Origin of the sequence: Methyloversatilis sp., assembly GCF_030696805.1 — a bacterium.
In the GTDB taxonomy this organism is placed as follows: Bacteria; Pseudomonadota; Gammaproteobacteria; order Burkholderiales; family Rhodocyclaceae; genus Methyloversatilis.
On record NZ_JAUYRO010000029.1, the window covers coordinates 1 to 20,697 of the forward strand.

The 20,697-nt window shown below is 64.1% G+C and carries 20 protein-coding genes and 1 tRNA gene; 11 read left to right on the forward strand and 10 right to left on the reverse strand.

Annotation, left to right across the window (positions count from 1 at the left end; translation table 11 throughout):
* Window positions 1–171 precede the first annotated feature (171 nt).
* On the forward strand, window positions 172–768 hold the full coding sequence (locus tag Q8R75_RS03495; RefSeq protein ID WP_305615434.1) for a MarC family protein: 597 nt from the start codon (window positions 172–174) through the stop codon (window positions 766–768).
* Between the two features lie 13 nt (window positions 769–781).
* Here Q8R75_RS03495 and ybaL read toward each other — a convergent pair whose 3' ends face one another.
* The 3 genes from ybaL to Q8R75_RS03510 form a co-directional block, all read right to left on the reverse strand.
* Window positions 782–2,440, reverse strand: coding sequence for a YbaL family putative K(+) efflux transporter (ybaL, locus tag Q8R75_RS03500; RefSeq protein ID WP_305615432.1), 1,659 nt, complete (start codon window positions 2,438–2,440; stop codon window positions 782–784).
* Window positions 2,441–2,589: 149 nt separating this feature from the next.
* Window positions 2,590–3,990: a FecR family protein gene (locus Q8R75_RS03505; RefSeq protein ID WP_305615430.1), complete on the reverse strand. Its 1,401-nt coding sequence runs from the start codon at window positions 3,988–3,990 to the stop codon at window positions 2,590–2,592.
* A gap of 9 nt (window positions 3,991–3,999) precedes the next feature.
* The gene (locus Q8R75_RS03510; protein ID WP_305615428.1) at window positions 4,000–5,373 is read right to left on the reverse strand and encodes a tetratricopeptide repeat protein; all 1,374 of its coding nucleotides are present in this window, start codon (window positions 5,371–5,373) and stop codon (window positions 4,000–4,002) included.
* 197 nt (window positions 5,374–5,570) lie between these two features.
* Here Q8R75_RS03510 and Q8R75_RS03515 point away from each other — a divergent pair, with 197 nt between their 5' ends.
* Window positions 5,571–6,155 (forward strand): chalcone isomerase family protein, encoded by a 585-nt coding sequence (locus Q8R75_RS03515; RefSeq protein ID WP_305615426.1) that lies wholly within the window; start codon window positions 5,571–5,573, stop codon window positions 6,153–6,155.
* Window positions 6,152–6,697, forward strand: coding sequence for a methylated-DNA--[protein]-cysteine S-methyltransferase (locus tag Q8R75_RS03520; protein ID WP_305615424.1), 546 nt, complete (start codon window positions 6,152–6,154; stop codon window positions 6,695–6,697). Before Q8R75_RS03515 ends, Q8R75_RS03520 begins: the two co-directional genes overlap by 4 nt.
* Here Q8R75_RS03520 and Q8R75_RS03525 read toward each other — a convergent pair.
* The gene (locus Q8R75_RS03525; RefSeq protein WP_069039234.1) at window positions 6,636–6,995 is read right to left on the reverse strand and encodes a dihydroneopterin aldolase; all 360 of its coding nucleotides are present in this window, start codon (window positions 6,993–6,995) and stop codon (window positions 6,636–6,638) included. The two genes, Q8R75_RS03520 and Q8R75_RS03525, sit on opposite strands and share 62 nt — an antisense overlap.
* A 63-nt stretch (window positions 6,996–7,058) precedes the next feature.
* Between Q8R75_RS03525 and plsY the strand changes: the two genes are divergently transcribed.
* A complete protein-coding gene (gene plsY / locus Q8R75_RS03530) occupies window positions 7,059–7,673 on the forward strand; it encodes a glycerol-3-phosphate 1-O-acyltransferase PlsY (RefSeq protein WP_305615422.1) in 615 nt (204 codons plus the stop codon).
* Window positions 7,674–7,693: 20 nt separating this feature from the next.
* On the opposite strand, the gene tsaD is transcribed toward plsY, so the two are convergent.
* Window positions 7,694–8,704: a tRNA (adenosine(37)-N6)-threonylcarbamoyltransferase complex transferase subunit TsaD gene (gene tsaD / locus Q8R75_RS03535; RefSeq protein WP_305615436.1), complete on the reverse strand. Its 1,011-nt coding sequence runs from the start codon at window positions 8,702–8,704 to the stop codon at window positions 7,694–7,696.
* 129 nt (window positions 8,705–8,833) lie between these two features.
* Here tsaD and rpsU point away from each other — a divergent pair, with 129 nt between their 5' ends.
* From rpsU to Q8R75_RS03560, 5 genes are all read left to right on the forward strand, one after another.
* Complete coding sequence (gene rpsU, locus Q8R75_RS03540; protein WP_008061479.1) at window positions 8,834–9,046, forward strand: 30S ribosomal protein S21; 213 nt, start codon at window positions 8,834–8,836, stop codon at window positions 9,044–9,046.
* 118 nt (window positions 9,047–9,164) lie between these two features.
* Entirely contained in the window at window positions 9,165–9,620 is a 456-nt protein-coding gene (locus Q8R75_RS03545) for a GatB/YqeY domain-containing protein (protein ID WP_305615420.1), read from the forward strand.
* A 12-nt stretch (window positions 9,621–9,632) separates the two neighbouring features.
* Window positions 9,633–11,399: a DNA primase gene (dnaG, locus tag Q8R75_RS03550; RefSeq protein ID WP_305615418.1), complete on the forward strand. Its 1,767-nt coding sequence runs from the start codon at window positions 9,633–9,635 to the stop codon at window positions 11,397–11,399.
* 259 nt (window positions 11,400–11,658) lie between these two features.
* Complete coding sequence (rpoD, locus tag Q8R75_RS03555) at window positions 11,659–13,710, forward strand: RNA polymerase sigma factor RpoD (RefSeq protein WP_305615416.1); 2,052 nt, start codon at window positions 11,659–11,661, stop codon at window positions 13,708–13,710.
* Between the two features lie 53 nt (window positions 13,711–13,763).
* Window positions 13,764–14,195 carry a CBS domain-containing protein gene (locus Q8R75_RS03560; RefSeq protein WP_305615414.1) on the forward strand — a complete coding sequence of 144 codons (432 nt, stop codon included), beginning with the start codon at window positions 13,764–13,766 and terminating at the stop codon, window positions 14,193–14,195.
* On the opposite strand, the gene Q8R75_RS03565 is transcribed toward Q8R75_RS03560, so the two are convergent.
* On the reverse strand, window positions 14,180–15,349 hold the full coding sequence (locus Q8R75_RS03565; RefSeq protein ID WP_305615412.1) for an alkaline phosphatase family protein: 1,170 nt from the start codon (window positions 15,347–15,349) through the stop codon (window positions 14,180–14,182). The two genes, Q8R75_RS03560 and Q8R75_RS03565, sit on opposite strands and share 16 nt — an antisense overlap.
* A gap of 79 nt (window positions 15,350–15,428) precedes the next feature.
* Between Q8R75_RS03565 and Q8R75_RS03570 the strand changes: the two genes are divergently transcribed.
* Together Q8R75_RS03570 and Q8R75_RS03575 are read left to right on the forward strand one after the other, a co-directional pair.
* Window positions 15,429–15,507: transfer RNA gene (locus Q8R75_RS03570), tRNA-Ile, on the forward strand.
* 446 nt (window positions 15,508–15,953) lie between these two features.
* Window positions 15,954–16,724 carry an MBL fold metallo-hydrolase gene (locus Q8R75_RS03575; protein ID WP_305615410.1) on the forward strand — a complete coding sequence of 257 codons (771 nt, stop codon included), beginning with the start codon at window positions 15,954–15,956 and terminating at the stop codon, window positions 16,722–16,724.
* Here Q8R75_RS03575 and Q8R75_RS03580 read toward each other — a convergent pair.
* From Q8R75_RS03580 to Q8R75_RS03595, 4 genes are all read right to left on the reverse strand, one after another.
* A complete protein-coding gene (locus Q8R75_RS03580; protein ID WP_305663508.1) occupies window positions 16,709–17,086 on the reverse strand; it encodes a BON domain-containing protein in 378 nt (125 codons plus the stop codon). The genes Q8R75_RS03575 and Q8R75_RS03580 overlap by 16 nt on opposite strands.
* A gap of 158 nt (window positions 17,087–17,244) precedes the next feature.
* On the reverse strand, window positions 17,245–18,624 hold the full coding sequence (locus Q8R75_RS03585) for a sigma 54-interacting transcriptional regulator (RefSeq protein WP_305615406.1): 1,380 nt from the start codon (window positions 18,622–18,624) through the stop codon (window positions 17,245–17,247).
* A complete protein-coding gene (locus Q8R75_RS03590; RefSeq protein ID WP_305615404.1) occupies window positions 18,621–19,097 on the reverse strand; it encodes a hypothetical protein in 477 nt (158 codons plus the stop codon). The genes Q8R75_RS03585 and Q8R75_RS03590 overlap by 4 nt, the downstream gene beginning before the upstream one ends.
* Window positions 19,078–20,505, reverse strand: coding sequence for a HAMP domain-containing sensor histidine kinase (locus Q8R75_RS03595; RefSeq protein WP_305663509.1), 1,428 nt, complete (start codon window positions 20,503–20,505; stop codon window positions 19,078–19,080). Before Q8R75_RS03595 ends, Q8R75_RS03590 begins: the two co-directional genes overlap by 20 nt.
* Between the last annotated feature and the right edge of the window lie 192 nt (window positions 20,506–20,697).

The window sequence follows — 20,697 nt, forward strand, 5'->3', positions numbered from 1 at the left end:
CGCCGTAGGTTGGGGTGAGCGTAGCGATGCCCGACAGCACCGTGTCACCCGGCATCGCCGTAGGTTGGGGTGAGCGTAGCGTTGCCCGACAGCACCGTCTCACCCGGCATCGCCGTAGGTTGGGGTGAGCGTAGCGATGCCCAACATCCACCCACGCACTGACTCCCGAAAATGTCCGATAGCTTCCTGTCCGCCAGCATCCTGCTCCTGCTGCTGTTCGATCCGTTCGGCAACGCACCGGTGATGACGGTGCTGATGAAGGACGTGCCGCCGGAGCGTCGACGGCGGGTCATCCTGCGCGAGTGCTTCGCGGCCTGGCTGGCGCTGGTGCTGTTCATGTATGCCGGCGAATCGGTCATGCGCGTGCTGCAGCTGTCGGAAACTTCGCTCGGCATCGCCGGAGGCGTGCTGCTGTTCCTGATCGCGCTGCGCATGATCTTTCACCAGCCGGATGGGGTGTTCGGCGAGTGGTCGGGTGGCGAGCCCTTCATCGTGCCGCTGGCGATTCCGCTGATCGCCGGCCCGTCGGCGATGGCCATGGTGATGCTGCTGGTGTCGCGCGAGCCGGAGCGCTTCTACACGTGGCTGGGCGCGATGAGCGCGGCAATGGCCATCACCACGGTCGTGCTGCTGGCCGCAGGTCCGCTGATCCGCCGGCTCGGCGAGCGCGGCACGGCCGCGCTGGAACGTCTGATGGGGCTGCTGCTGTGCGCGATTTCGATCGAAATGCTGCTGGCCGGCATCCGCAACTTCATCGACACTCTTTGAGACGCCCTGCGTCTCAGACCATCGCATCGATCACGCGCTGTGCCATGCCGCGCGCGATTTCGGTTTCACCGATGACAGTGTGGGTCGCGCCGTGCTTTTCGAGGTGCGCCAGTTCTGCGTCGGTGTAGGCACGCGCGATCACCTCGATGTCCGGGTTGATGCGCCGTGCGTGCTCGATGATCTGGCCGGCTTCCAACGCCCCCGGAATGGCCACCAGCAGGAAACGCGCGCTTTCGATGTGCGCCGCCTCCATCATTCCTGGAGCCGCACCATTGCCGTACAGCGCCGGAATGCCGTCACCGTTCAACGCCTCGACCACTTCCGCATGGTCTTCGATGACGACCACCTTGTGCCCGCTTTCCAGAAGCGCCATCACGATGCGGTGACCGACCTTGCCGAAGCCGACCAGCACGACATGACCTTCGATTGCGGTCGCAGCGGGGATGTCCGGCGCGACCGCGCTCGCGGTGCCTTCGCGCGCTTCCAGCCACGGCTTGAGCCTGTCAAGCGCAACGAACAGCAGAGGATTGAGCAGGATGGAGATGATCGCGCCGCCCAGAATCAGGTCGCGCCCGGTTTCCGGCAGCAGTCCGAGTGACAGACCCAGCGTGGCGAGGATGAACGAAAACTCGCCGATCTGGGCCAGACTGGCCGACACGGTCAGCGCCGTGCTCAGCGGATGGCCGAAGGCTCGCACGATGGCCGCCGCGGCAATCGACTTGCCGATGACGATGATGAAAACGGTGGCGAGCACCAGCAGCGGTTCGCGCACGATGATGGACGGATCGAACAGCATGCCGACCGACACGAAGAACAGCACGGCGAACGCGTCGCGCAGCGGTAGCGACTCCTCGGCCGCGCGATGCGACAGTTCGGATTCGCTGAGGATCATGCCGGCAAAGAAGGCTCCGAGCGCGAACGACACGCCGAACACATAGGCCGAGCCAAGTGCGAAGCCAAGTGCAATGGCCAGCACACCGAGCCGGAACAACTCGCGCGAGCCGGTATCGGCGATGCGTTCCAGCGTCCACGGAATCACCCGGCGTCCGACCACCAGCATGACGACGACGAAAGCGACCACCTTGCCCAGCGTGATGACGAGCGTCTTCAGCAGCGCATCGCCGCTCAACGCATCACCCTGGCCGCCGAGCAGGCCACTGAACGCGGGGATCAGCACCAGGGCCAGCACCATCGCGATGTCTTCGACAATGAGCCAGCCAATGGCGATGCGCCCGCGACGTGTGGTTTCGAGCCGACGCTCCTGCAGCGCAGTCAGCAGCACAACCGTGCTGGCGACCGACAGGGCCAGCCCGAACACGATGCCGGCCCCGACGGTCCAGTCCATTGCCCAGGCCAGTGCCATGCCGAGCAGCGTGGCGATGCCGATCTGCGCGATCGCCCCCGGAATGGCGATGCCCTTCACCGACATCAGGTCCTTCAGCGAAAAATGCAGACCGACCCCGAACATCAGCAGGATGACGCCGATTTCCGCCAGCTCCTGCGCCAGCGCCACATCGGCGACAAACCCGGGAGTGAATGGACCGACCGCGATGCCGGCGACGAGGTAGCCGACCAGCGGCGGCATGCGAAAGCGGTGCGCCAGCGAGCCGAAGATGAACGCCAGTACGAGACCTCCGACGATGGTCGTTATCAGCGGGGTGTGATGGGGCATTTTGCGTGGTGTCCGTTGTTTATCTGCCGACGGATCATGACCGCGCTGCGCATGGATCGTTCGCGCAGCGTTGGAACCAAACGCAAAACGCTAAGGCGACGCGACCCGGGTGCGACAGGCCGCCAAAAAAAATGCCGCGATGCGCGCCGTCAGTTGTCGAGCCCCGAACCGCCCCTGGCGAACACCGCGGCGCCCGTCACCTTGTCGATACCGTTGATGGCACTGTCGAAGGTGTACACCACCCCGGCCCGCTCGGCTGCAGGCCCGGCGAAGAAACCATGGAAGCTGCCGTTCGGTGTGCTGCCGCAGCCGCTGCAGCTGTCGAAGGAGCCGGCGAAGGCTGCCGTACCTGAATTGATGGACCCTGAGCCGGAAACATTGAACGTGACCGCGCTGACGGTGACGCCGAGATCCAGATCAGCCGTGTAGCTGGTGAAGTTGGCGAGCAGCGTACCGCTGACCGCGCCACCCGGCGCGCCTCCCGAAGCAGTCGGCGTCGTTGCACCACTGAGGCTGTAGGTCGCGCTGATGCCGCCGAGTGCTGCCAGATCCGGCGTGGCACGACCGGTGACGTAATGCAGGTCGACGATGGTGTCGCCATCGCACGAGAAACCGTCGCATGACGCGCTGGCCCAGCGGCCCCATCCGATGATGCCGTCCTGTGCTGACTGCGCGACGGTACCCGCAGTCAGCACGCCGCCCTCACCGCTGTCGGCTGACTTGAGTGCGCTTCCTTCGATGACCGTGGCGACACCGGTCAGTGTGACCAGGCCGCCATAGCCGCCGTACTGTTCGGTGTATTGCCCATACACGTAATAACCGTCTCCCGACTGCAGGTCGCCCTGCGGATCCAGCCCGTCCAGCGTGACCAGATCACCGTCGTCGTCGCGTTCTTCGCCGACGAGAAACACGTCGTTGCTCACCGGCGGCTCGACGCCGCCCGACGCGTTCGACGGCGGCGCCGGCGGCAGGTCTGTCTTGACCTCGATGATGATCGGCATCGTGTTCTGGTCGGCCACGTAAGCGCTCTGGCCGTCTTCGACCGTCAGGCATCCGGCTCCGTTGCAGACATCGACGGCGCCATCGCCGGTCGTGACATTGATGCTGTTGCCGTAGGCGACGGAGAATTCGGTGCCGCGGATGCCGATGGTGGCTACCGAGGTGGTGAGCTTGTAATTGCTGCGATTCGCCTTGCCGACCAGCCCGGTGATGGTGCGCAGACCGCCCTTGAGCAGATTGAAGAAGCCGCGGTCCTCCTCTGGCTTGCCGGCGAATGCGTACTGGTCGATACGGAACTGTGTCTGCGGCTGCAGCGATACCAGCGCACCGTCGGTGAAGCGCATCTGGGCACGCCCGCTGCCGGTGTCGATGGTGTCGCCGCTGCCCACCTGCGCCCCGCGCGTCAGCGCGCGGCTGCGTCCATCGGCTGCGACCGCGCGGACTTCGCCGGCGGTGAATTCGACGCGCGCCGCACTGTCGGCATTCACGGTGAGCGGAAATGCGGCCGCCATGGCGAGCACCAGCGGGACTGGCCTGAAAATCCGGTTCATGGCGATCTCCTAGAACGTACGGCGCACGGCGAACTGCGCAACGCCGCGGCGATAATCATTGACACTGAAACTGGAATCGTTGCGCATCAGTGTGACCGACGGCGTCAGCAGCCAGCGCTCGGTCAGCGCGTAGGTCGCGCCGAGCGACAGCGTGGTCAAGTTGTCGTCGCGCACGCGCAGGAACAGTGGATCGGCATTCTCGTAATCACGTGCTTCGTGAGCGAGCGCACCGAACAGCAGCCAGCGCGGATCGAGCGTGTGCTGGGCGCCGACCCGGAAGCCGATGACATCATTGCCGGCGATATTGACGCCGGAAGGCAGATCGTTGCGACCGTTCTCGCTGCCCAGATAGAAACTGCCGAACAGCATCGTCTTGCCACCCTGCAGCACATGGGCGTGGCCGACGCCATAGATGTTGCGATTGACGTCGCGCACGTCGTTGCTGTCATCGTAGCGCAGGCGTACATGCTGCATGAATGCGGTCGTCTGGTTGCGCGCATTGTGCGTGTGCTGCCACTGCAGGCTCAGGCCGGTGTAGTCGCGCAGCTTGTCGTTGTCGACCTCGAAGATGCCGCCCTGCAACGCAGCGGTGACGCGGTTGGCGCCACGCGTCCAGGCGACGCCTGCATTGCCGTCGACGGCCGTCGTGTCAAAGCGCGATTCACCACCATTGAATCGACCGGCCCCGGACACGCCACCCACCACCGCCCACTCGCGACCGACCGGAATGCGCGCATTGAAGCCGCCAGCAAGCGACGAGAACCAGGCGTCGCGGCTGCGGCTGTCGCCGGTCAGCGTGAAGTCGCCGATCAGTCCCGGAATCGCGATCGAGCCAGCCGACGTGGCACTGTTGACGTTGGTATCGCGTCCGACTGCCGCTTCGATGAAGCCGGCGAACGACGGCCTGGGCTCGGCCGGCGCGCGGTCGATTGCCGACAGCAGACGGTCGAGCGAGCGGGCGACCTCCGGCGGCACATTCTGTCCGCGCACGGCTTGCAGTTCGCGCCTCGCGCTCGCCGATTCGCCGAGCGCGAGATAGGCGCGGCCGATTTCAGCGCGGGCACGCGCGTTGTCCGGCTGCAGCGCCAGCACGCGTTCGAGTGCGAACACCGCCAGCGTATGACGTCCGGTCTCAACCGCCGCGACGCCGAGCAGCAGATCGAACTGCGGATCGCCGGCACGCTCGCTTTCCTGTGGCGCCAGCAGGGCGTAGGCCGCCGCGTGACGCCCTGCTTCGATGTGTGCCGCCGCTTGCTCGGTCACCGATTGCGCATGCGCCTGGCTACCCAGCCACAACACGACAGCCGGAAGGTACAGCCATCGTCGCAGACCCGAAGCGGACGTCCGACGGGTACGCCACGCTGACCTCTTCGTTGTTCTCATGTGCTCTCCCGGCCGCCGAAACATGCGGCAACTGAATATTCAGGCCCTCGATTTTTGCACCTCATGACAGGAAAAACAATATGTTGCGCATGATTTTTAAGGTTTTTTCCCTAACCGATATGTCATCTTCGCCATTTCAGCGTTGCCATCGCCCGGCTGCGCGGGATAATCGGCTGCTCGCCAAAACGGAGTTCCGCATGCCGTCACGCGTCCTCGCGCTGGTCATTTTCCTGTTGTGCCTGTCTGTTCCGCTGCATGCCGCAGAGCCCGCGACGCAGCGCTTCGAACCGGTCACCCGCGTCGCCGATGCGCCACTGAAGCTCAATGGCGAAGGCATTCGCAGCCTCTATTCGCTCAAGGCCTACGCCATCGGGCTCTACCTGGGCGGACCCGCAGACAGTCTCGACAGTGCCATGGCGGCGCCGGGTGCCAAGCGGATCGAAATCGTGTCGATGGTCGATGTGCCGGCCGAGCATTTCAACAAGCCGCTGATCCGCGGCATCAAGAAAAATCTGCCGCGCGACGAGTACGAAGCGATGCAGCCGCGCATCAAAGCGTTTTCGGAACAGGTGCTGGCGATCGGGTCGGTGAAATCGGGCAGCCGGCTGGCGCTGGACTGGATACCCGGGCGCGGCACGCGCATCGTGGTCGATGGTCAGCCTTCGACCACGCTGATCAAAGGCGAAGATTTCTATCGCGGCCTCCTCGCAGTGTGGATCGGCCCGGTGCCCACGCAGGACGATCTGAAGGTACAGCTTCTGGCGGGCCGTTCCGCACCATGAGCTCGACCGTCGACGACTGGGACGTCATTGTTGGCGCACCCGGCTTCGCACTGGGTGTGCGTCTGGCAGCCGATACAGTCGCCGGCATCGAATTTCTTCCCGCAGGGTCGGCGCGCGGTGCGCGCAGCGCCCTCGGCCGCGAGGCCGATGCCCAGCTCACCGCCTATCTGCGCGATCCGCTGACCCCATTCGATCTGCCGCTCGCCGCCGCCGGCACGGCACACCAGCGCGCGGTATGGCAGCTGATGCGGACGATCGCGCCGGGCTGCACACTGACCTATGGTGAAGTCGCTGCACAGATCGGCAGTTCGCCGCGGGCGATCGGCGGTGCTTGCGGCGCAAACCCGTTTCCCATCGTGATTCCCTGCCACCGCATCGTTGCGACCGGCGGCAGGCTGGGTGGCTTCGCGCATTCGACCGCCGGCTTCCTGCCCGGCATCAAACGCTGGCTTCTTGCGCACGAGGCCGCGGCGGGTGGCTTCAGGCTGTCGGCGAACGGCCCCGCTCAATTGTCACGCCGACCTGACGCACGTCTTTCATGATGCCGGTCTTGGCGATCGATATCTTCACCCATGGAGCCTTGAAGTCTTCGAGCATCATGTGGATGACGAATTCGCCCAGCGTTTCCAGCAGGTTGAAGTGGCGCTGGCCCAGTTCGGCACGGATGCGATTGACCACTTCGGCGTAGTCGATGGTGTCGTTGATGTCGTCGTTTTCGGCCGCGGCATCCGGCACGCCAAAGGTCATGCTGATTTCCAGCTGCTGCGTGTGCGCCTTTTCGCGCGCGTAGATGCCGACCGAAGCGGTCACCTTCATGCCTTCGATGAATATGCAGTCCATGTCTCGCGCGCTGCCCGTGTCGAACTAGAATGGTTGGATTCTACGTCGGGCCCGTCGCATATCGTGAATACCGCTTCAAGCATCGCCCTCGCTCTCGTCATCGGATACGCATTCGGGTGCATCCCCTTCGCCGTCATCACCAGCAGGATTTTCGGACTCGCCGATCCGCGCACCTACGGCTCGGGCAATCCCGGTGCCACCAACGTACTGCGCTCCGGCAACAAGCAAGCGGCAGCCCTCACCCTGCTCGGTGACGCGCTGAAGGGGTGCGTTGCCGTATGGGTGGTGCGCGCGCTGGGCATGGGCGACACCATGGCTCTGCTGGCCGGCGTCGCGGCCTTCGTCGGCCATGTCTTTCCCATCACGCTGGGTTTTCGCGGCGGCAAGGGCGTCGCGACGGCGGCCGGAGTCATGCTGGTAGCCGTACCCCCTGCAGGGCTGATCGCGCTCGGCATCTGGATATCGGTCGTCGCAATTACCCGCTACTCGTCACTCGCCGCACTGCTCGCCGCGTGCAGCGCACCCATCACCGGCCTGCTCTACACAAGCTCGGCCGTGGTGTGCGGTGCATTCGCCGCGATGGCCGGGCTGCTGATCTGGCGCCACGCCGAAAACATCCGTCGCCTGATGAATGGCAGCGAAAGCCGCATCGGTCGGAAGAAAACCGCCGCCGGCTGATGCGATGCGATGCGATGCGATCAGATCGTGTCGAGCGCCCAGCGCGGCCGAACGGCGATTTCGCCGCTCGCTGGGGTTTGCGTGAGGCCGGCTGCCAACCGCAACGCGCCTGCGAAGGCAATCATCGCGCCGTTGTCGGTACATAACTCCAGTTCCGGGTAGAACACGCGGCCGCGACGTTGCGCGAGCTCGACATCGAGCCGGCTGCGCAGGCGCCGGTTTGCACCGACGCCGCCGGCCACGACCAGCTGGTTCAGGCGGGTGTGGCGCAGCGCGGCAAGACATTTTGCGACCAGCACGTCGACCACCGCCTCCTGGAATTCGGCCGCGAGGTCTGCCCGGGCAGCGTCTTCGACACCCTTGTTGACCGTGTTGAGAACCGCTGTCTTCAAGCCTGAAAAGCTGAAATCGAGATCCCCGCTGCCCAGCATCGGACGCGGCAGCTTGATCCGGCCAGCTACCCCTCCTTCAGCCAGTGCAGCGAGTGCCGGACCACCCGGGTAGGGCAGGCCGAGCAGCTTCGCGGTTTTGTCGAACGCCTCACCTGCCGCGTCGTCCAGCGTTTCGCCAAGCAACTCATACGCACCGACACCGGTCACCCGCATCAGCTGCGTATGGCCGCCCGACACCAGCAGTGCAACGAACGGAAACGCCGGCGGGTCGGCCGACAGCAGTGGCGACAGCAGATGTCCTTCAAGGTGATGGATGGGGATCGCGGGCCGCCCGAGCGACAGCGCAAGCGACTCCGCAAATGCCGCACCGACCAGCAATGCCCCGGCCAGTCCCGGTCCGGCGGTGTAGGCCACCGCATCGATGTCACCTGCGGCGATCCCCGCCTCGGCGAGCACCTGACGGTACAGCGGCACAATGCGCCGCACGTGGTCGCGTGACGCCAGTTCGGGCACCACGCCGCCATAGGCCTGATGCAGGTCGATCTGCGAATGCACGGCGTGCGCCGCCAGCCCGCGCACGTCGTGGTAGAGCGCCAGACCGGTTTCGTCGCACGACGATTCGATGCCAAGTATCCACATGACCAATATTGTACGGGGCGTAACGTGGGTCATGCTTGGCACACCGCCAACTAGGCGATATACTCATCGGCTTTCCGTTATGCGTTCGCTTTCATCCAGAGAAGTGGGCGCGCCATTGAGGGCTGTTGCATGCCGGGTATTCGCGTCAAGGAAAACGAACCGTTCGAAGTGGCAATCCGTCGCTTCAAGCGCACCATCGAAAAAGCAGGCACGCTGACCGAACTGCGCTCACGCGAGTTCTACGAGAAGCCCACCGCCGAGCGCAAGCGCAAGCTGGCTGCCGCGGTCAAGCGCCATCACAAGCGGCTGCGCAGCCAGACCCTGCCGCCGAAGTTGTACTGATCGCCGCGCCCTGCAAGGCTGCAGGGCTTGAACCGAAAAGCCGGATGCGCTCCACAGCGCCTTCGGCTTTTTGTGTTTGTTGCGCCCTATCCACCTTTTTTGCCGTGAGCACCCGACCATGAGCCTGAAGGACCTGATCACCGAAGACATGAAATCGGCGATGCGCGCGAAGGAAAGTGCGCGTCTGGGCACGATTCGCCTGCTGCTCGCGGCAATCAAGCAGAAGGAAGTCGATGAACGGATCGTCCTCGACGACGCGCAGGTCACCGCAGTCATCGACAAGATGCTCAAACAGCGACGCGACTCGATCAACCAGTTTGAAAGCGCAGGCCGCCAGGATCTGGTCGACGCGGAAAAGGCCGAGCTCGAAATCCTGACCGCCTACATGCCGCAGCAACTCGGCGCCGACGAGGTTCGCGCAGTCATCGCCGAAGTAATCGCCGCTGTCGGCGCGATCGGTCCGGCAGACATGGGCAAGGTCATGGGTCCGCTGAAGGCGAAGCTCGCCGGCAAAACCGACATGGCCGCTGCGTCGGCGCTCGTGAAAGCCGCACTCGGCGGCGCCGGCGACTGACCGGGCGCGGGCATGATCCCGCAGTCCTTCATCCAGGAACTGCTCAACCGGGTCGACATTGTCGATGTGGTGGAGCGCCATGTGCCGCTGAAGAAGGCTGGTGCCAACTACCAGGCCTGCTGCCCCTTCCACAGCGAAAAGTCGCCGTCATTCACGGTCAGCCCGACCAAGCAGTTCTATCACTGCTTCGGCTGCGGTGCGCACGGCAGTGCCATCGGTTTCCTGATGGAGTATTCCGGCCTGCCCTATCCGGAAGCGATAGAGGAACTGGCGCGCCAGGCCGGCATGGCCGTGCCGCGCGAGGATTTCACCCCGGAGATGGCGCAGCGCCGTCAGCAAGCCGCTTCGCTGACAGAACTGATGTCACGTGCCGCGAATCACTACAAGCAGCAGCTCAAGAAGACGCCGCGCGCCATCGAATACCTGAAGCGACGCGGCCTGTCGGGCGAGGTCGCTGCACGTTTCGGCATCGGTTACGCACCGGATGGCTGGCAAGGTCTGCGCGACGCCTTCGATGATTACGAGGCGCCCGGGCTGAACGAATGCGGTCTGGTCATCGACGCCGAGGCGTCCGACGGTCAGGAAAAGGGACGGCGCTACGACCGCTTCCGCGACCGCATCATGTTTCCCATCTTCGACGCGCGCAACAACGTCATCGGCTTCGGCGGCCGCGTGCTCGACAAGGGGGATCCGAAGTACCTGAATTCCCCGGAAACCCCCCTGTTCTCGAAAGGCCGCGAGTTGTACGGCCTGACGCAGGCGCGCACGGCGATTCGCGACGACGGCTTCGTGCTGGTGGTCGAGGGCTATATGGATGTGGTGGCGCTGGCGCAGTTCGGCGTCGGCAATGCGGTTGCCACGCTCGGTACCGCCACCACAGCCGACCATATCCACAAGCTGTTCCGCCAGACCGATCGCATCGTGTTCTGCTTCGATGGTGATCGCGCCGGTCGCAAGGCCGCCTGGCGTGCGCTCGAATCAGCGCTGACCGAACTCGCCGACGGTCGATCCGCATCCTTTCTGTTCCTGCCGCCGGAGCACGATCCGGACAGCTTCGTGCGCGAACAGGGAGCCGACCGCTTCCGCCAGCTTGCGCTGTCGGCACAGCCGCTGAGCGAATATCTGCTGCACGAACTCGCGGCGCGCTGCGACACGCGCAGCGCCGAAGGACGCGCGCAGCTCGTGACGGAGGCGAAACCGCTGGTGACTCAGGTGCCGGCCGGCGCACTGCGCACCCAGTTGCTCCATCTGCTGGCGCCGGCGGTCGGCCTCTCGGCGGCCGAACTGGCCGAGGCCTGCGGGCTGCGCATGCCGCGCCGCGGTAGCTATCCGGCGCGCGCGCCGGCAGCGGCACCGCGCACCGCGCCGTCGTCGCCCGCCCGCAAGCTGCTGTGCATCGTGATGCAGCGCCCCGACCTGAGCCTTCGGCTGGGCCATCTGGAATTCGCGGAGGACGACGGTTGGTTGCAGGCGGTGCAGGCCGTGGCCGACTGCCTGGAACATGGCGACATCGAATCACCGAATGCCGCTGCACTGATGGAATTTTTCCGGGAGAGCCCGCACGGGGCGCTGATGACCGAAGCCGCAGCCAGCTCGCTGGAAGATATAGCGGATGAAGGCGCACTGCCGCATATGTTCGACGACACCATCCAGCATCTGCGGCGTGCCGGAATATCGAATTCGATCAAGCGCTTGACCGAGCTGAGCCGGCAATCCGGGCTGACCCCCGCACAGCAGGAAGAGCTGCACCGCCTGTTGAAGGAGAAGGCCGGCACTTGAAACAGGCCGATACGCACCCTAAAACACGTATAATGATGGGTTCCCCTATTGAACGTTCGGCCGGCTGCGCTGCTGCCTCTCGGGCACTGCCGAACTCGTCGGACGCAACATACGCGAATCGTAGAACGAATCGTAAAACGTTAGCCGGATGCCTTTGCAGCATTCCGGGCCGCCACATCGCGGGGTGTCACATCGATGCCGGCGGACGGTCTTCCGATAGTCGGAAGGCTGTCGGTAACACGCAGATCTGAGGAATTACATGGTCGCCAAGGACAAGTCGAAGGATACACGCAAGCAGGAAGCGGTCGAAGAAACACCTGTTGCCGCCCCCAACCCGACTGAAGCAGCCGCATCGAAGCCCGCCACAGCACGCGCCAAGCCTACGAAGGCCGCCACGGCCGCCAGCAAGGCGAAGGAGCTTAAAGCTGCCAAGGCAGCCGGCGCCGTCGCAAATGCACTGCCGATGGACGCCGACCAGCGCCGCCTCCGCCTGAAGACGCTGATTGCGCTCGGCAAGGAGCGTGGTTACCTGACCTACGCCGAAATCAACGACCACCTGCCGGACGACATTGTCGACGCCGAGCAGATTGAGTCGATCATTTCGACCTTCAACGACATGGGCATCCGTGTCTTCGACGAAGCCCCCGCATCGGAAGACCTGCTGATGGGCGAGAACGCCCCGGCCGTGGTCGATGCGTCGGAAGTCGAGGAAGAAGCCGAACAGGCGCTGTCTACGGTCGAATCGGAATTCGGCCGCACGACCGACCCGGTGCGCATGTACATGCGCGAAATGGGTACGGTCGAACTGCTGACGCGCGAGGGCGAGATCGAAATCGCCAAGCGCATCGAAGACGGCCTGCGTCACATGATTCAGGCCATCTCCGCCTGCCCGACGACGATTGCCGAAATCCTCGACATGGCCGACAAGGTGGCACGCGAGGAAATGCGCATTGACGAGCTGATCGACGGCCTGATCGACCCGAACGCGGTCGAGGAAGAAGCGGCTGCGGCACCGGAGCCGACTGTTGATGAAGACAGCGACGAAGACGATGAGGAAGAGGAAGACGAAGCCGGTGCGATGAGCGCCTCGCTTATCCAGCTCAAGGCCGACGCGCTCGAACGCTTCGAGAACATCCGCGCCTTCTATACCAAGATGCAGGCGACGCTGGACAAGAAGGGCTCGCAGGACAAGATCTATCTGAAGCTGCAGAAGCAGTTGTCCGACGAGCTGATGAACATCCGCTTCACTGCCCGCATGATCGAAAAGCTGTGCGATTCGGTGCGTGGCATGGTCGAGTCGGCGCGCAAGCACGAACGCAAGATCCTGGAACTGTGCGTGGACAAGGGCAATATGCCGCGTTCGCACTTCATCAAGGTGTTCCCGGGCAACGAGGTGAATATCGACTGGCTCAAGGGAGAGATCACCGCTGCCAAGTCGAATGGCGCGCAGTTGCTGCGCGCTGCGCCTGCCATCATCGAGGAACAGGGCAAGCTGATCGACATCCAGGACCGCATCGGTCTGCCGCTGAAGGAACTGAAGGACATCAACAAGCAGATGTCCACCGGCGAAGCGAAGATGCGCCGTGCCAAGCGCGAAATGACAGAAGCCAACCTGCGTCTGGTCATTTCGATCGCGAAGAAGTACACCAACCGCGGCCTGCAGTTCCTCGATCTGATCCAGGAAGGCAACATCGGCCTGATGAAAGCGGTGGACAAGTTCGAGTATCGTCGCGGCTACAAATTCTCGACCTATGCGACCTGGTGGATCCGTCAGGCCATCACGCGTTCCATCGCCGATCAGGCGCGCACCATCCGCATTCCGGTGCACATGATCGAAACGATCAACAAGATGAACCGCATTTCGCGCCAGATCCTGCAGGAAACCGGCGCCGAGCCGGACCCGGCGACGCTGGCCATCCGCATGGAAATGCCGGAAGAGAAGATCCGGAAAATCCTGAAGATCAGCAAGGAACCGATCTCGATGGAAACGCCGATCGGCGACGACGACGATTCCCATCTGGGCGACTTCATCGAAGACACTGCGACGCTGGCACCGACCGACGCTGCACTCTTCGCCAGCCTGCGCGACATCACGAAGGAAGTGCTGGACAGCCTGACACCGCGCGAAGCCAAGGTACTGCGCATGCGCTTCGGCATCGAAATGAATACCGACCATACTCTGGAAGAGGTTGGCAAGCAGTTCGACGTAACGCGCGAACGCATCCGCCAGATCGAAGCCAAGGCGCTGCGCAAGTTGCGCCATCCGTCGCGTTCGGAGAAGCTGCGCAGCTTCCTCGACACGGAGACCTGATTTCGGGTTGAATCCTCATCCGGAGTCTTGATAGACAACAGGGAGGATGCACCATGAAAACGATAGCCCAGGTACTCGAAGGCAAGACCGCCCCGATCGCAAAGATGGAGGCGGATTGCACAGTGCTGGACGCACTGCGCCTTCTTGCGGAGCACGGCATCGGCGCCGTGCTGGTGACCGATGCCGGCAAGCTTGCCGGCATCTTTTCGGAACGCGACTACGCCAGACGTGTGGTTCTGGAAGGCAAGAGTTCGTCGTCGACACCGCTGCGCGAGGTGATGACAAGCAAGCTCATCCATGTGACGCCGGCCAATACGGTGGATGACGCCATGCAGCTGATGACAGACAAGCGCATCCGCCACCTGCCGGTGCTTGATGAAACCGGCGCACTGGTCGGCGTCGTCTCCATTGGCGACATGGTCAAGGAAACCATCGCCTACCAGCAGTTCCTGATCCGGCAGCTCGAAAGCTATATCACCAGCTGAACCAGCGGCACCCGCATTTCGTCGGCGTGCGTCCCGCCGTGGACGCCGACGAGGCGGTGCCCACGCTCGCCCGGCATCGTATCGCGCAAGGTCCAGTTGTCACGCATTTCCAGCGTGAAGTCGCCAATGCGCGACAGCAGCTTCGGATGCGGCGTGCCTGGTCCGAACCGCCCGGCCGCCTGCAGATCGGCCGATCGCCACACGGTGCAGGCGTGGTCGAGTGTCTGCAACGCCCGCTCGAAATCGCGCACGCGTCCGGGCTTCACGTGACAGAACACCGCCCTTCGCTCGCCGGACAGCGGACCGGCGAGACAATCTGCGAGCAGCGGAAAATCTTCCATTTCGATCAGGCGCTGCGGCGGCCCGTCGATGAAGCCGTGGTCGGCGGTCACCAGCAGCAAGGTGTCGCGTCGTGACTGCGCCTGTACCCAGCAGCCCAGTGCAACATCGGCTGCACGCAGCAGTGCCCGTGCTTCGTCAGACGCCGCGCCTCGCTGATGGGCGCAATGATCGAAATCCGGCCAGTAGCCATAAAGGTAGGACGGCGGGGACGGCGCTCGCAGTGCGCGGCCGATCTGGTCCAGCATGTCAGGCAAACCGTCGTGGCCGATGCGGCGTGCCCCCGCGCTGTGCCGCAGGTTGAACGGCGAATCGACGATGTCGATCGGGGAAACGACGTAACTGTCGCCCGGCAGCGACGCGAACATCGAGGGTGTGCGGCACACCCTTTCCAGCACGTCGTCGGGCGCCAGCGTCAGTTCCGACGCGTCACGCAAACCGCGTGGCGTGACCGGCAGGATGGCCAGCACCCGGCCATCGAGCCCGGGTTCATCGAAACGCACGTGCCAGCCGGTCAATCCATGCACCGCCGGCGCGCGCGCCGTCATGAAGGTGGTGATTGCAGCGGCGGTGGTGGACGGGAAAACCGACGTCAGTACGTGCGCGCAATGGCGCCGCAGAAAACTGTCTTCTGGTAACAGGTCAAGCTGCGCCATGCCGACACCGTCGAGCACCAGAAGCACCACGGTGCGCGCCTCGTGCCAGCCCGACACGTCCACATCGCACAGCCCCGCACCCGCTGCATGCCCGCCACGCGAGCGCAGCACGCTGTCCATCAGATCGACAATCGATCCGCCATCAAAATCCGGCCACATCCCGCGCTGACTCCCCGGCTGACCGGCCGGTCCCGATGACCGAACCGCGCAGTGCTTTGTTATAGTACGCGCCCTTGCCGGGCCTCTAGCTCATGCTTGGTTAGAGCAGCGGACTCATAATCCGTTGGTGCCGAGTTCGACTCTCGGGGGGCCCACCAGAACACAGCCCCAGCCGCCGACGGCTGGGGCTTTTCATGTGGGCAGCGGATAGCAAACCCCGCTTTCGTCTACCCGCATCGACTGCAACCGTCTGCTGCCGGCTGGGCCGCCCGGGCCCATGGGTTTCGTCGACGACTGAGCCCCGATCAGACGCATTCGATGCCAGTGAAGCCCTGGCAAACGCCTCGAACTCTGCCCTGTCTGCCGTCCTGGAACACCCGAATGCCGCCTGCACCGGTCGCGGCAGATTCTTCTTGCGCGGTGTCGACCCGCAATCATTTTCCTGATCCCGCAAGCGCCACGCCGCAGCTAATCGGACCTGTCCGCACGCGGGCGAACGTGACACGATCGTCGTCAGGCTTGTTCGATCAAATGCGAAGCGTTGGTCGCTGTTGCGGCAAAATGGTGGAGCTTCGGATGACGAAGCTCCAGACGAAGGTAACCAATGGCCGTCGAACTCTACAACGATGGAAAGCATGTCTGCCTTGCCTTTTACGACCTGGTCGATGAGGACGCAGACCACGCTGTCCAGTGCAACCAGTTCCTGATCGCGAACAACGGGCACGGTGCGCTGATCGATCCCGGCGGCAACATGACCTACAGCGGCCTGATCATGGCGATGCAGCGCTATTTTCCGTCTAAGGATCTGGATCTCATCCTCGCTTCGCATGCCGACCCGGACATCATTGCGTCGATGAACAAGTGGATGGTCAGCACTTCATGCAAGGTGATGATTTCAAGCATCTGGGCGCGTTTTCTGCCGCACTTCACGAGCGGTCGCGACTATACGTCGCGCATCATTCCGATTCCGGATGCAGGCATGCACATCGCACTCGGCGACTGCAGACTGATCGCGCTGCCAGCGCACTTCCTGCACTCGGAAGGCAACTTCCAGTTCTACGATCCAGTATCGAAAATCCTGTTCTCGGGTGACATGGGCGCCTCGATGCTCGACCATCGCGAGGCGCTGCATGCGGTCAGCGATTTCGACGCGCATGTACCGCATATGGTCGGCTTTCATCGCCGCTACATGGTCGCCAACAAGGTCTGTCGCTACTGGGCGAACATGGTGCGTACATTGGAAATCGACATGATCGTTCCGCAGCACGGGGCGCGCTTCGAGGGGCCAGCCATGGTGAAACGGTTTGTGGACTGGATTGAGGACCTGCCGTGCGGCACCGACCTGATGACGCAGGCCAGCTATCGGGTGCCGTGAACCGAGGCCGACAATATAGATGGATCGCCGACTTCAAGCGCATTGTCGATGTGCCGAACGCCCGACACGGACATCGCCGTCTGCAGCACGCGGGCCAGTTGTACGGCGTCGCGCACGCTCCCCGACAGCGTGACTTGCCCACTGCGCGAAGACACCGCGACGGAGCAGCCGTCCAGTGCCGGGTCAGCACCCAGAGCGGCCCCGATGTCGTTCTGCAGGCTGTGGTCGAGGTCGTTTGCGACCGGCTCGCGCGATTTGGACTGCGCGACGCCGACCAGATTGGCGGCCTGGGTCGGCGAGCAGATGGAATAGGCAATGGCGGTCGTGGTCAACACGGTAACAATGCGCTGTCTGCAAATCATGGGTTGTCTCCTCCGGGTGATCGGGTCGCGCTGGTCAGATTACCTTTGCAGGTGTCGTGCCAGAACGCCTTTTTCTTGATAATCAATAACCTGCTCAAAGTTTCCGCAGGCTGCGTGTCGTGCCGCAGCAACACCCCAGCGGCGAAACGCCGGCCCGGTCAGGTCTGCCGGCTGACTCCCGCATCCGTTGCATCGCCCCTGAACAGCACCGGGTCGAGGCCGCAGCGCTGCAACAGCCGGTAGAACTCGGTACGGTTGCGCCCGGCGATGCGCGCCGCATCGCTCACGTTGCCGGCCGTGAGCTTGAGCAACTGCACGAGATAGTTGCGTTCGAACCGTTGTTTGGCTTCGGCGTAGCCAAGCGCTTCCATCGGCTTCACACGCAACGCCCGGTCGACCAGCGCGCGCGGCACAAGTGCCGTGGTGGTCAGTGCGCACGCCTGTTCGACGACGTTCTGCAGCTGACGCACGTTGCCGGCCCAGCTCGCGGTGGCCAGCGCTTCGAGCGCATCGGGTGCAAAGCCGGTCAGATGCTTGCCGTACTTCTTCGCCAGCGTGCGCAGAAAGTGATCGGCCAGCAGCGGAATGTCTTCCCGACGCTCGTCCAGTGACGGCAGCACAAGGCTGACGACGTTGATGCGGTAATACAGATCTTCGCGGAACTGGCCCCGATCGAGCGCGGTATCGAGGTCGCAATGGGTGGCCGACACGATGCGCACGTCGATCGGCTCGGCCAGCGTGGCGCCGACCGGGCGCACCGCGCGCTCCTGCAACACGCGCAGCAGCTTCACCTGCAGCGCAAGTGGCATGTCGCCGATTTCGTCGAGAAACAGCGTGCCGCCGTGCGCCGCACGGAACAGGCCGGTATGGCGCATGGTTGCGCCGGTGAAGGCGCCCCGCTCGTGGCCGAACAGTTCGGATTCGAGCAGCGCCTCCGGAATCGCGCCACAGTTGATCGCGACGAAGGGCGCGGCCGCACGCGGGCTGGCGCGATGGATGGCGCGTGCCAGCAACTCCTTGCCGGTCCCGCTCTGACCGCGGATCAGCACGCTGGCGTCGGACGCCGCGATCAGACGTGCTTCGTCGAGCAGCGTGTTCATGCGCGCGCTGTGGCTGATCAGATCGGCGCGCCATGCCTCGTCGATGGTAGCGCCCGCGCCGGGCGGCGCCGCATGCTCGAGTGCGCGCGAAATCTGCGCCAGCAGCACCGCGCTGTCGAAAGGTTTGGTCAGATAGCCGGCGACGCCTTGCGAGGTCGCTTCGACCGCATCCGGGATCGTACCGTGCGCGGTCAGCAGGATGACCGGCAGCGCCGGATGCTGCTGGCGGATGTCGCCGAACAGCGACAGGCCATCGCGGTCCGGCAGACGCACATCGCACACCACGAGACTGAAGCGTTCGACCGCCAGCCGCAACAGCGCAGACTCTGCGGTTTCCGCGGAGCTGACCGCGTAGCCGCTGGCCTTGAGCCGCATCGACAACAGCCGCAGCAGATCCGTATCGTCGTCGACCAGCAGCAAGCGGTGCGCGCCGCTCATCGGGCCAGCGCTCGCTTCGGTGTGCGGACCGGCGGCATGCGCTCAATGTCGGCCAGCGCGTCGATCTTGCGCTGCAGCTCGTCGTTGCGCAGCTGGCTGTCCTTCAGCTGCTGGCTCGTGCGCTCCGCCTGCTGGACGAGTCGCTGCCGCTCGTTGATCTGGTCGAGCAGGCTGCGCGCATACGGATGCTGCGCGCGCGACGCATCGTCGGTGGTCGCGAGCAGCGTTTCGAGCAGCGCCTTCGCGCGCGCCACGTTGCCGGTGCGCGGGTGCGCCGCTTTCATGGCCTGCTGCAGCGGAGACGGCTCGACCGGGTTCACGACCACTTCAGGCGATGCCGGCGCCGGGTCGGTTACTTCGGTGATGGGCGGTGACCGTGTCGCCGCACAACCGCCCAGCAGCGCGGCGAGTATCAGCAGGTATGCACATGGAAACGCGGAACCGCGGGCGGGGTCAGACGGCTTGAGGTGCATGAGGCAGTTCTATCCTGAAATGGGCGCCACGTTCGGCCGGCATTACGCGCGCCGTGCCGCCGTGGGCGGCGATGAACTCGCGCACGATGGCCAGGCCGAGGCCGTTGCCCTTGTCCGGTCGCGGTGCGCGGCGGGTGCCGCGGAAAAACGGTTCAAAGATGCGATCGACCTCGTCCGGCGCGACACCCGGCCCTTCATCAATGCAGTCGATGCGGGCGGTCCGTTCATCGGCGCTCAACTCAAGGCGAACCGTACCGCCATGCGGGCTGAACGCGATGCCGTTGCTGACCAGGTTGCTCAGCGCGATGCGCAGCTTGGCGGCGTCGCCGCGCACCGGCGGCGCATAGCCCGACACGTTGATCTGCACGTCCTTCACCTTGGCCTGCAATTTCAGGTCGGCGGTGACGTCGCGCACCAGCGCACGCAATGCGGTTGGCCGCAGGTCGAGGTGCTGCGCATCGAATTGCGTGGCGTTGTAGCCGATCAGCTGCTCGATGCGTTCCTGCAGCGCGCGCGCATTGGTGTCGAGGATGCGGCTCACTTCCAGCTGTTCCACGTTCAGACCGCCGAGTACGCCGTCCTGCATCAGTGCGATGCCCTCGCGCAGCGATGCGAGCGGCGTCTTCAGTTCGTGAGAGACATGGCGCAGTACCCGGTTGCGGTGCGTTTCGAGCTCGGCCATGCGCTGGCGCAGCCATTCCAGCCGGTCTCCGAGCTGACGCAGGTCGGCCGGTCCACCGACCGCCACCGGTAGCGCAAAGCTGCCTTCGCCCAGTCGCGTGATCGCCCGTTCGACGTGTTTGAGCGGTCGCAATATCCACCAGCCGATGGCCAGCGCCAGCAGCACCGCGAGCACCACGGCAGCCAGCACCTGCAGCGCGAGCCGGTCGCGACTGCGTTCCAGCGTATCGAGCAGCGTGGTGTTGCGCTGGTCGATGTGGCTGCGGACTGCGGCCGCCAGCCTGTCGTTGAAGCTGGCCAGATCCGGTTCGGCGTCGACCACGTCCGCAGGGGGGGCCGATAGATTGAATCCGGGTGCGAGCAGGGTGGCACGTTCGCGCCACTGCGTCGTGGCGGCTGCACCCGGCAATTCGGCTTCGATATCGACCAGGGCGATCTGCGCCTGCTCGTAGGCCTCATCGAAGCGTTCGCGCAGCGCCGGTGCCTGCAGCACCGCGTACTGACGCGCACTGCGCTCCATGTCGGCGCTGCGTTCGTCGATCTGCTGCATCGCTGCCGATAGCTTGAGCGCACTGGCACCGGCCTGCCGGCTTGCGAGCGCGAAGTCCTGCAGCATCACCCAACCGCTGCCGGCCGCTGCGCCGAGCGCACCGGCGATCAGCAGTACGGTAATGAGAAGGGTGCTGCGGAAGGAAAGGTGCGGCATGCGCGGGCGGAGTACGGCCAAGATGGAGTCGCGAGTCTAGGGAGGGTGCAAAGTCCGCGCGGTAAGCCGTCGTAAGCAAATGCAAAATAAAGTAAATGTCAAACGCATGGATCGACATCCGGTTCAACACAGGCATGTCGTGCCTGAGCGACATCCGGATGATGGTTCCGGACTTCCGTCATCCATGAATCCTTGCAAGCCAATGAAAGAAAA

Excerpts from the sequence above, each read along its gene's own strand:
- Q8R75_RS03505 (WP_305615430.1), bottom strand. The coding sequence starts at position 3,990 with ATGAACCGGATTTTCAGGCCAGTCCCGCTGGTGCTCGCCATGGCGGCC.
- Q8R75_RS03590 (WP_305615404.1), bottom strand. The coding sequence starts at position 19,097 with ATGCACCTCAAGCCGTCTGACCCCGCCCGCGGTTCCGCGTTTCCATGT.
- Q8R75_RS03525 (WP_069039234.1), bottom strand. The coding sequence starts at position 6,995 with ATGGACTGCATATTCATCGAAGGCATGAAGGTGACCGCTTCGGTCGGC.
- Q8R75_RS03545 (WP_305615420.1), top strand. The coding sequence starts at position 9,165 with ATGAGCCTGAAGGACCTGATCACCGAAGACATGAAATCGGCGATGCGC.
- rpoD (WP_305615416.1), top strand. The coding sequence starts at position 11,659 with ATGGTCGCCAAGGACAAGTCGAAGGATACACGCAAGCAGGAAGCGGTC.
- Q8R75_RS03585 (WP_305615406.1), bottom strand. The coding sequence starts at position 18,624 with ATGAGCGGCGCGCACCGCTTGCTGCTGGTCGACGACGATACGGATCTG.
- rpsU (WP_008061479.1), top strand. The coding sequence starts at position 8,834 with ATGCCGGGTATTCGCGTCAAGGAAAACGAACCGTTCGAAGTGGCAATC.
- Q8R75_RS03495 (WP_305615434.1), top strand. The coding sequence starts at position 172 with ATGTCCGATAGCTTCCTGTCCGCCAGCATCCTGCTCCTGCTGCTGTTC.
- tsaD (WP_305615436.1), bottom strand. The coding sequence starts at position 8,704 with ATGTGGATACTTGGCATCGAATCGTCGTGCGACGAAACCGGTCTGGCG.
- dnaG (WP_305615418.1), top strand. The coding sequence starts at position 9,633 with ATGATCCCGCAGTCCTTCATCCAGGAACTGCTCAACCGGGTCGACATT.
- ybaL (WP_305615432.1), bottom strand. The coding sequence starts at position 2,440 with ATGCCCCATCACACCCCGCTGATAACGACCATCGTCGGAGGTCTCGTA.
- Q8R75_RS03520 (WP_305615424.1), top strand. The coding sequence starts at position 6,152 with ATGAGCTCGACCGTCGACGACTGGGACGTCATTGTTGGCGCACCCGGC.
- Q8R75_RS03510 (WP_305615428.1), bottom strand. The coding sequence starts at position 5,373 with ATGAGAACAACGAAGAGGTCAGCGTGGCGTACCCGTCGGACGTCCGCT.
- Q8R75_RS03560 (WP_305615414.1), top strand. The coding sequence starts at position 13,764 with ATGAAAACGATAGCCCAGGTACTCGAAGGCAAGACCGCCCCGATCGCA.
- Q8R75_RS03575 (WP_305615410.1), top strand. The coding sequence starts at position 15,954 with ATGGCCGTCGAACTCTACAACGATGGAAAGCATGTCTGCCTTGCCTTT.
- Q8R75_RS03515 (WP_305615426.1), top strand. The coding sequence starts at position 5,571 with ATGCCGTCACGCGTCCTCGCGCTGGTCATTTTCCTGTTGTGCCTGTCT.
- Q8R75_RS03580 (WP_305663508.1), bottom strand. The coding sequence starts at position 17,086 with ATGATTTGCAGACAGCGCATTGTTACCGTGTTGACCACGACCGCCATT.
- Q8R75_RS03565 (WP_305615412.1), bottom strand. The coding sequence starts at position 15,349 with ATGTGGCCGGATTTTGATGGCGGATCGATTGTCGATCTGATGGACAGC.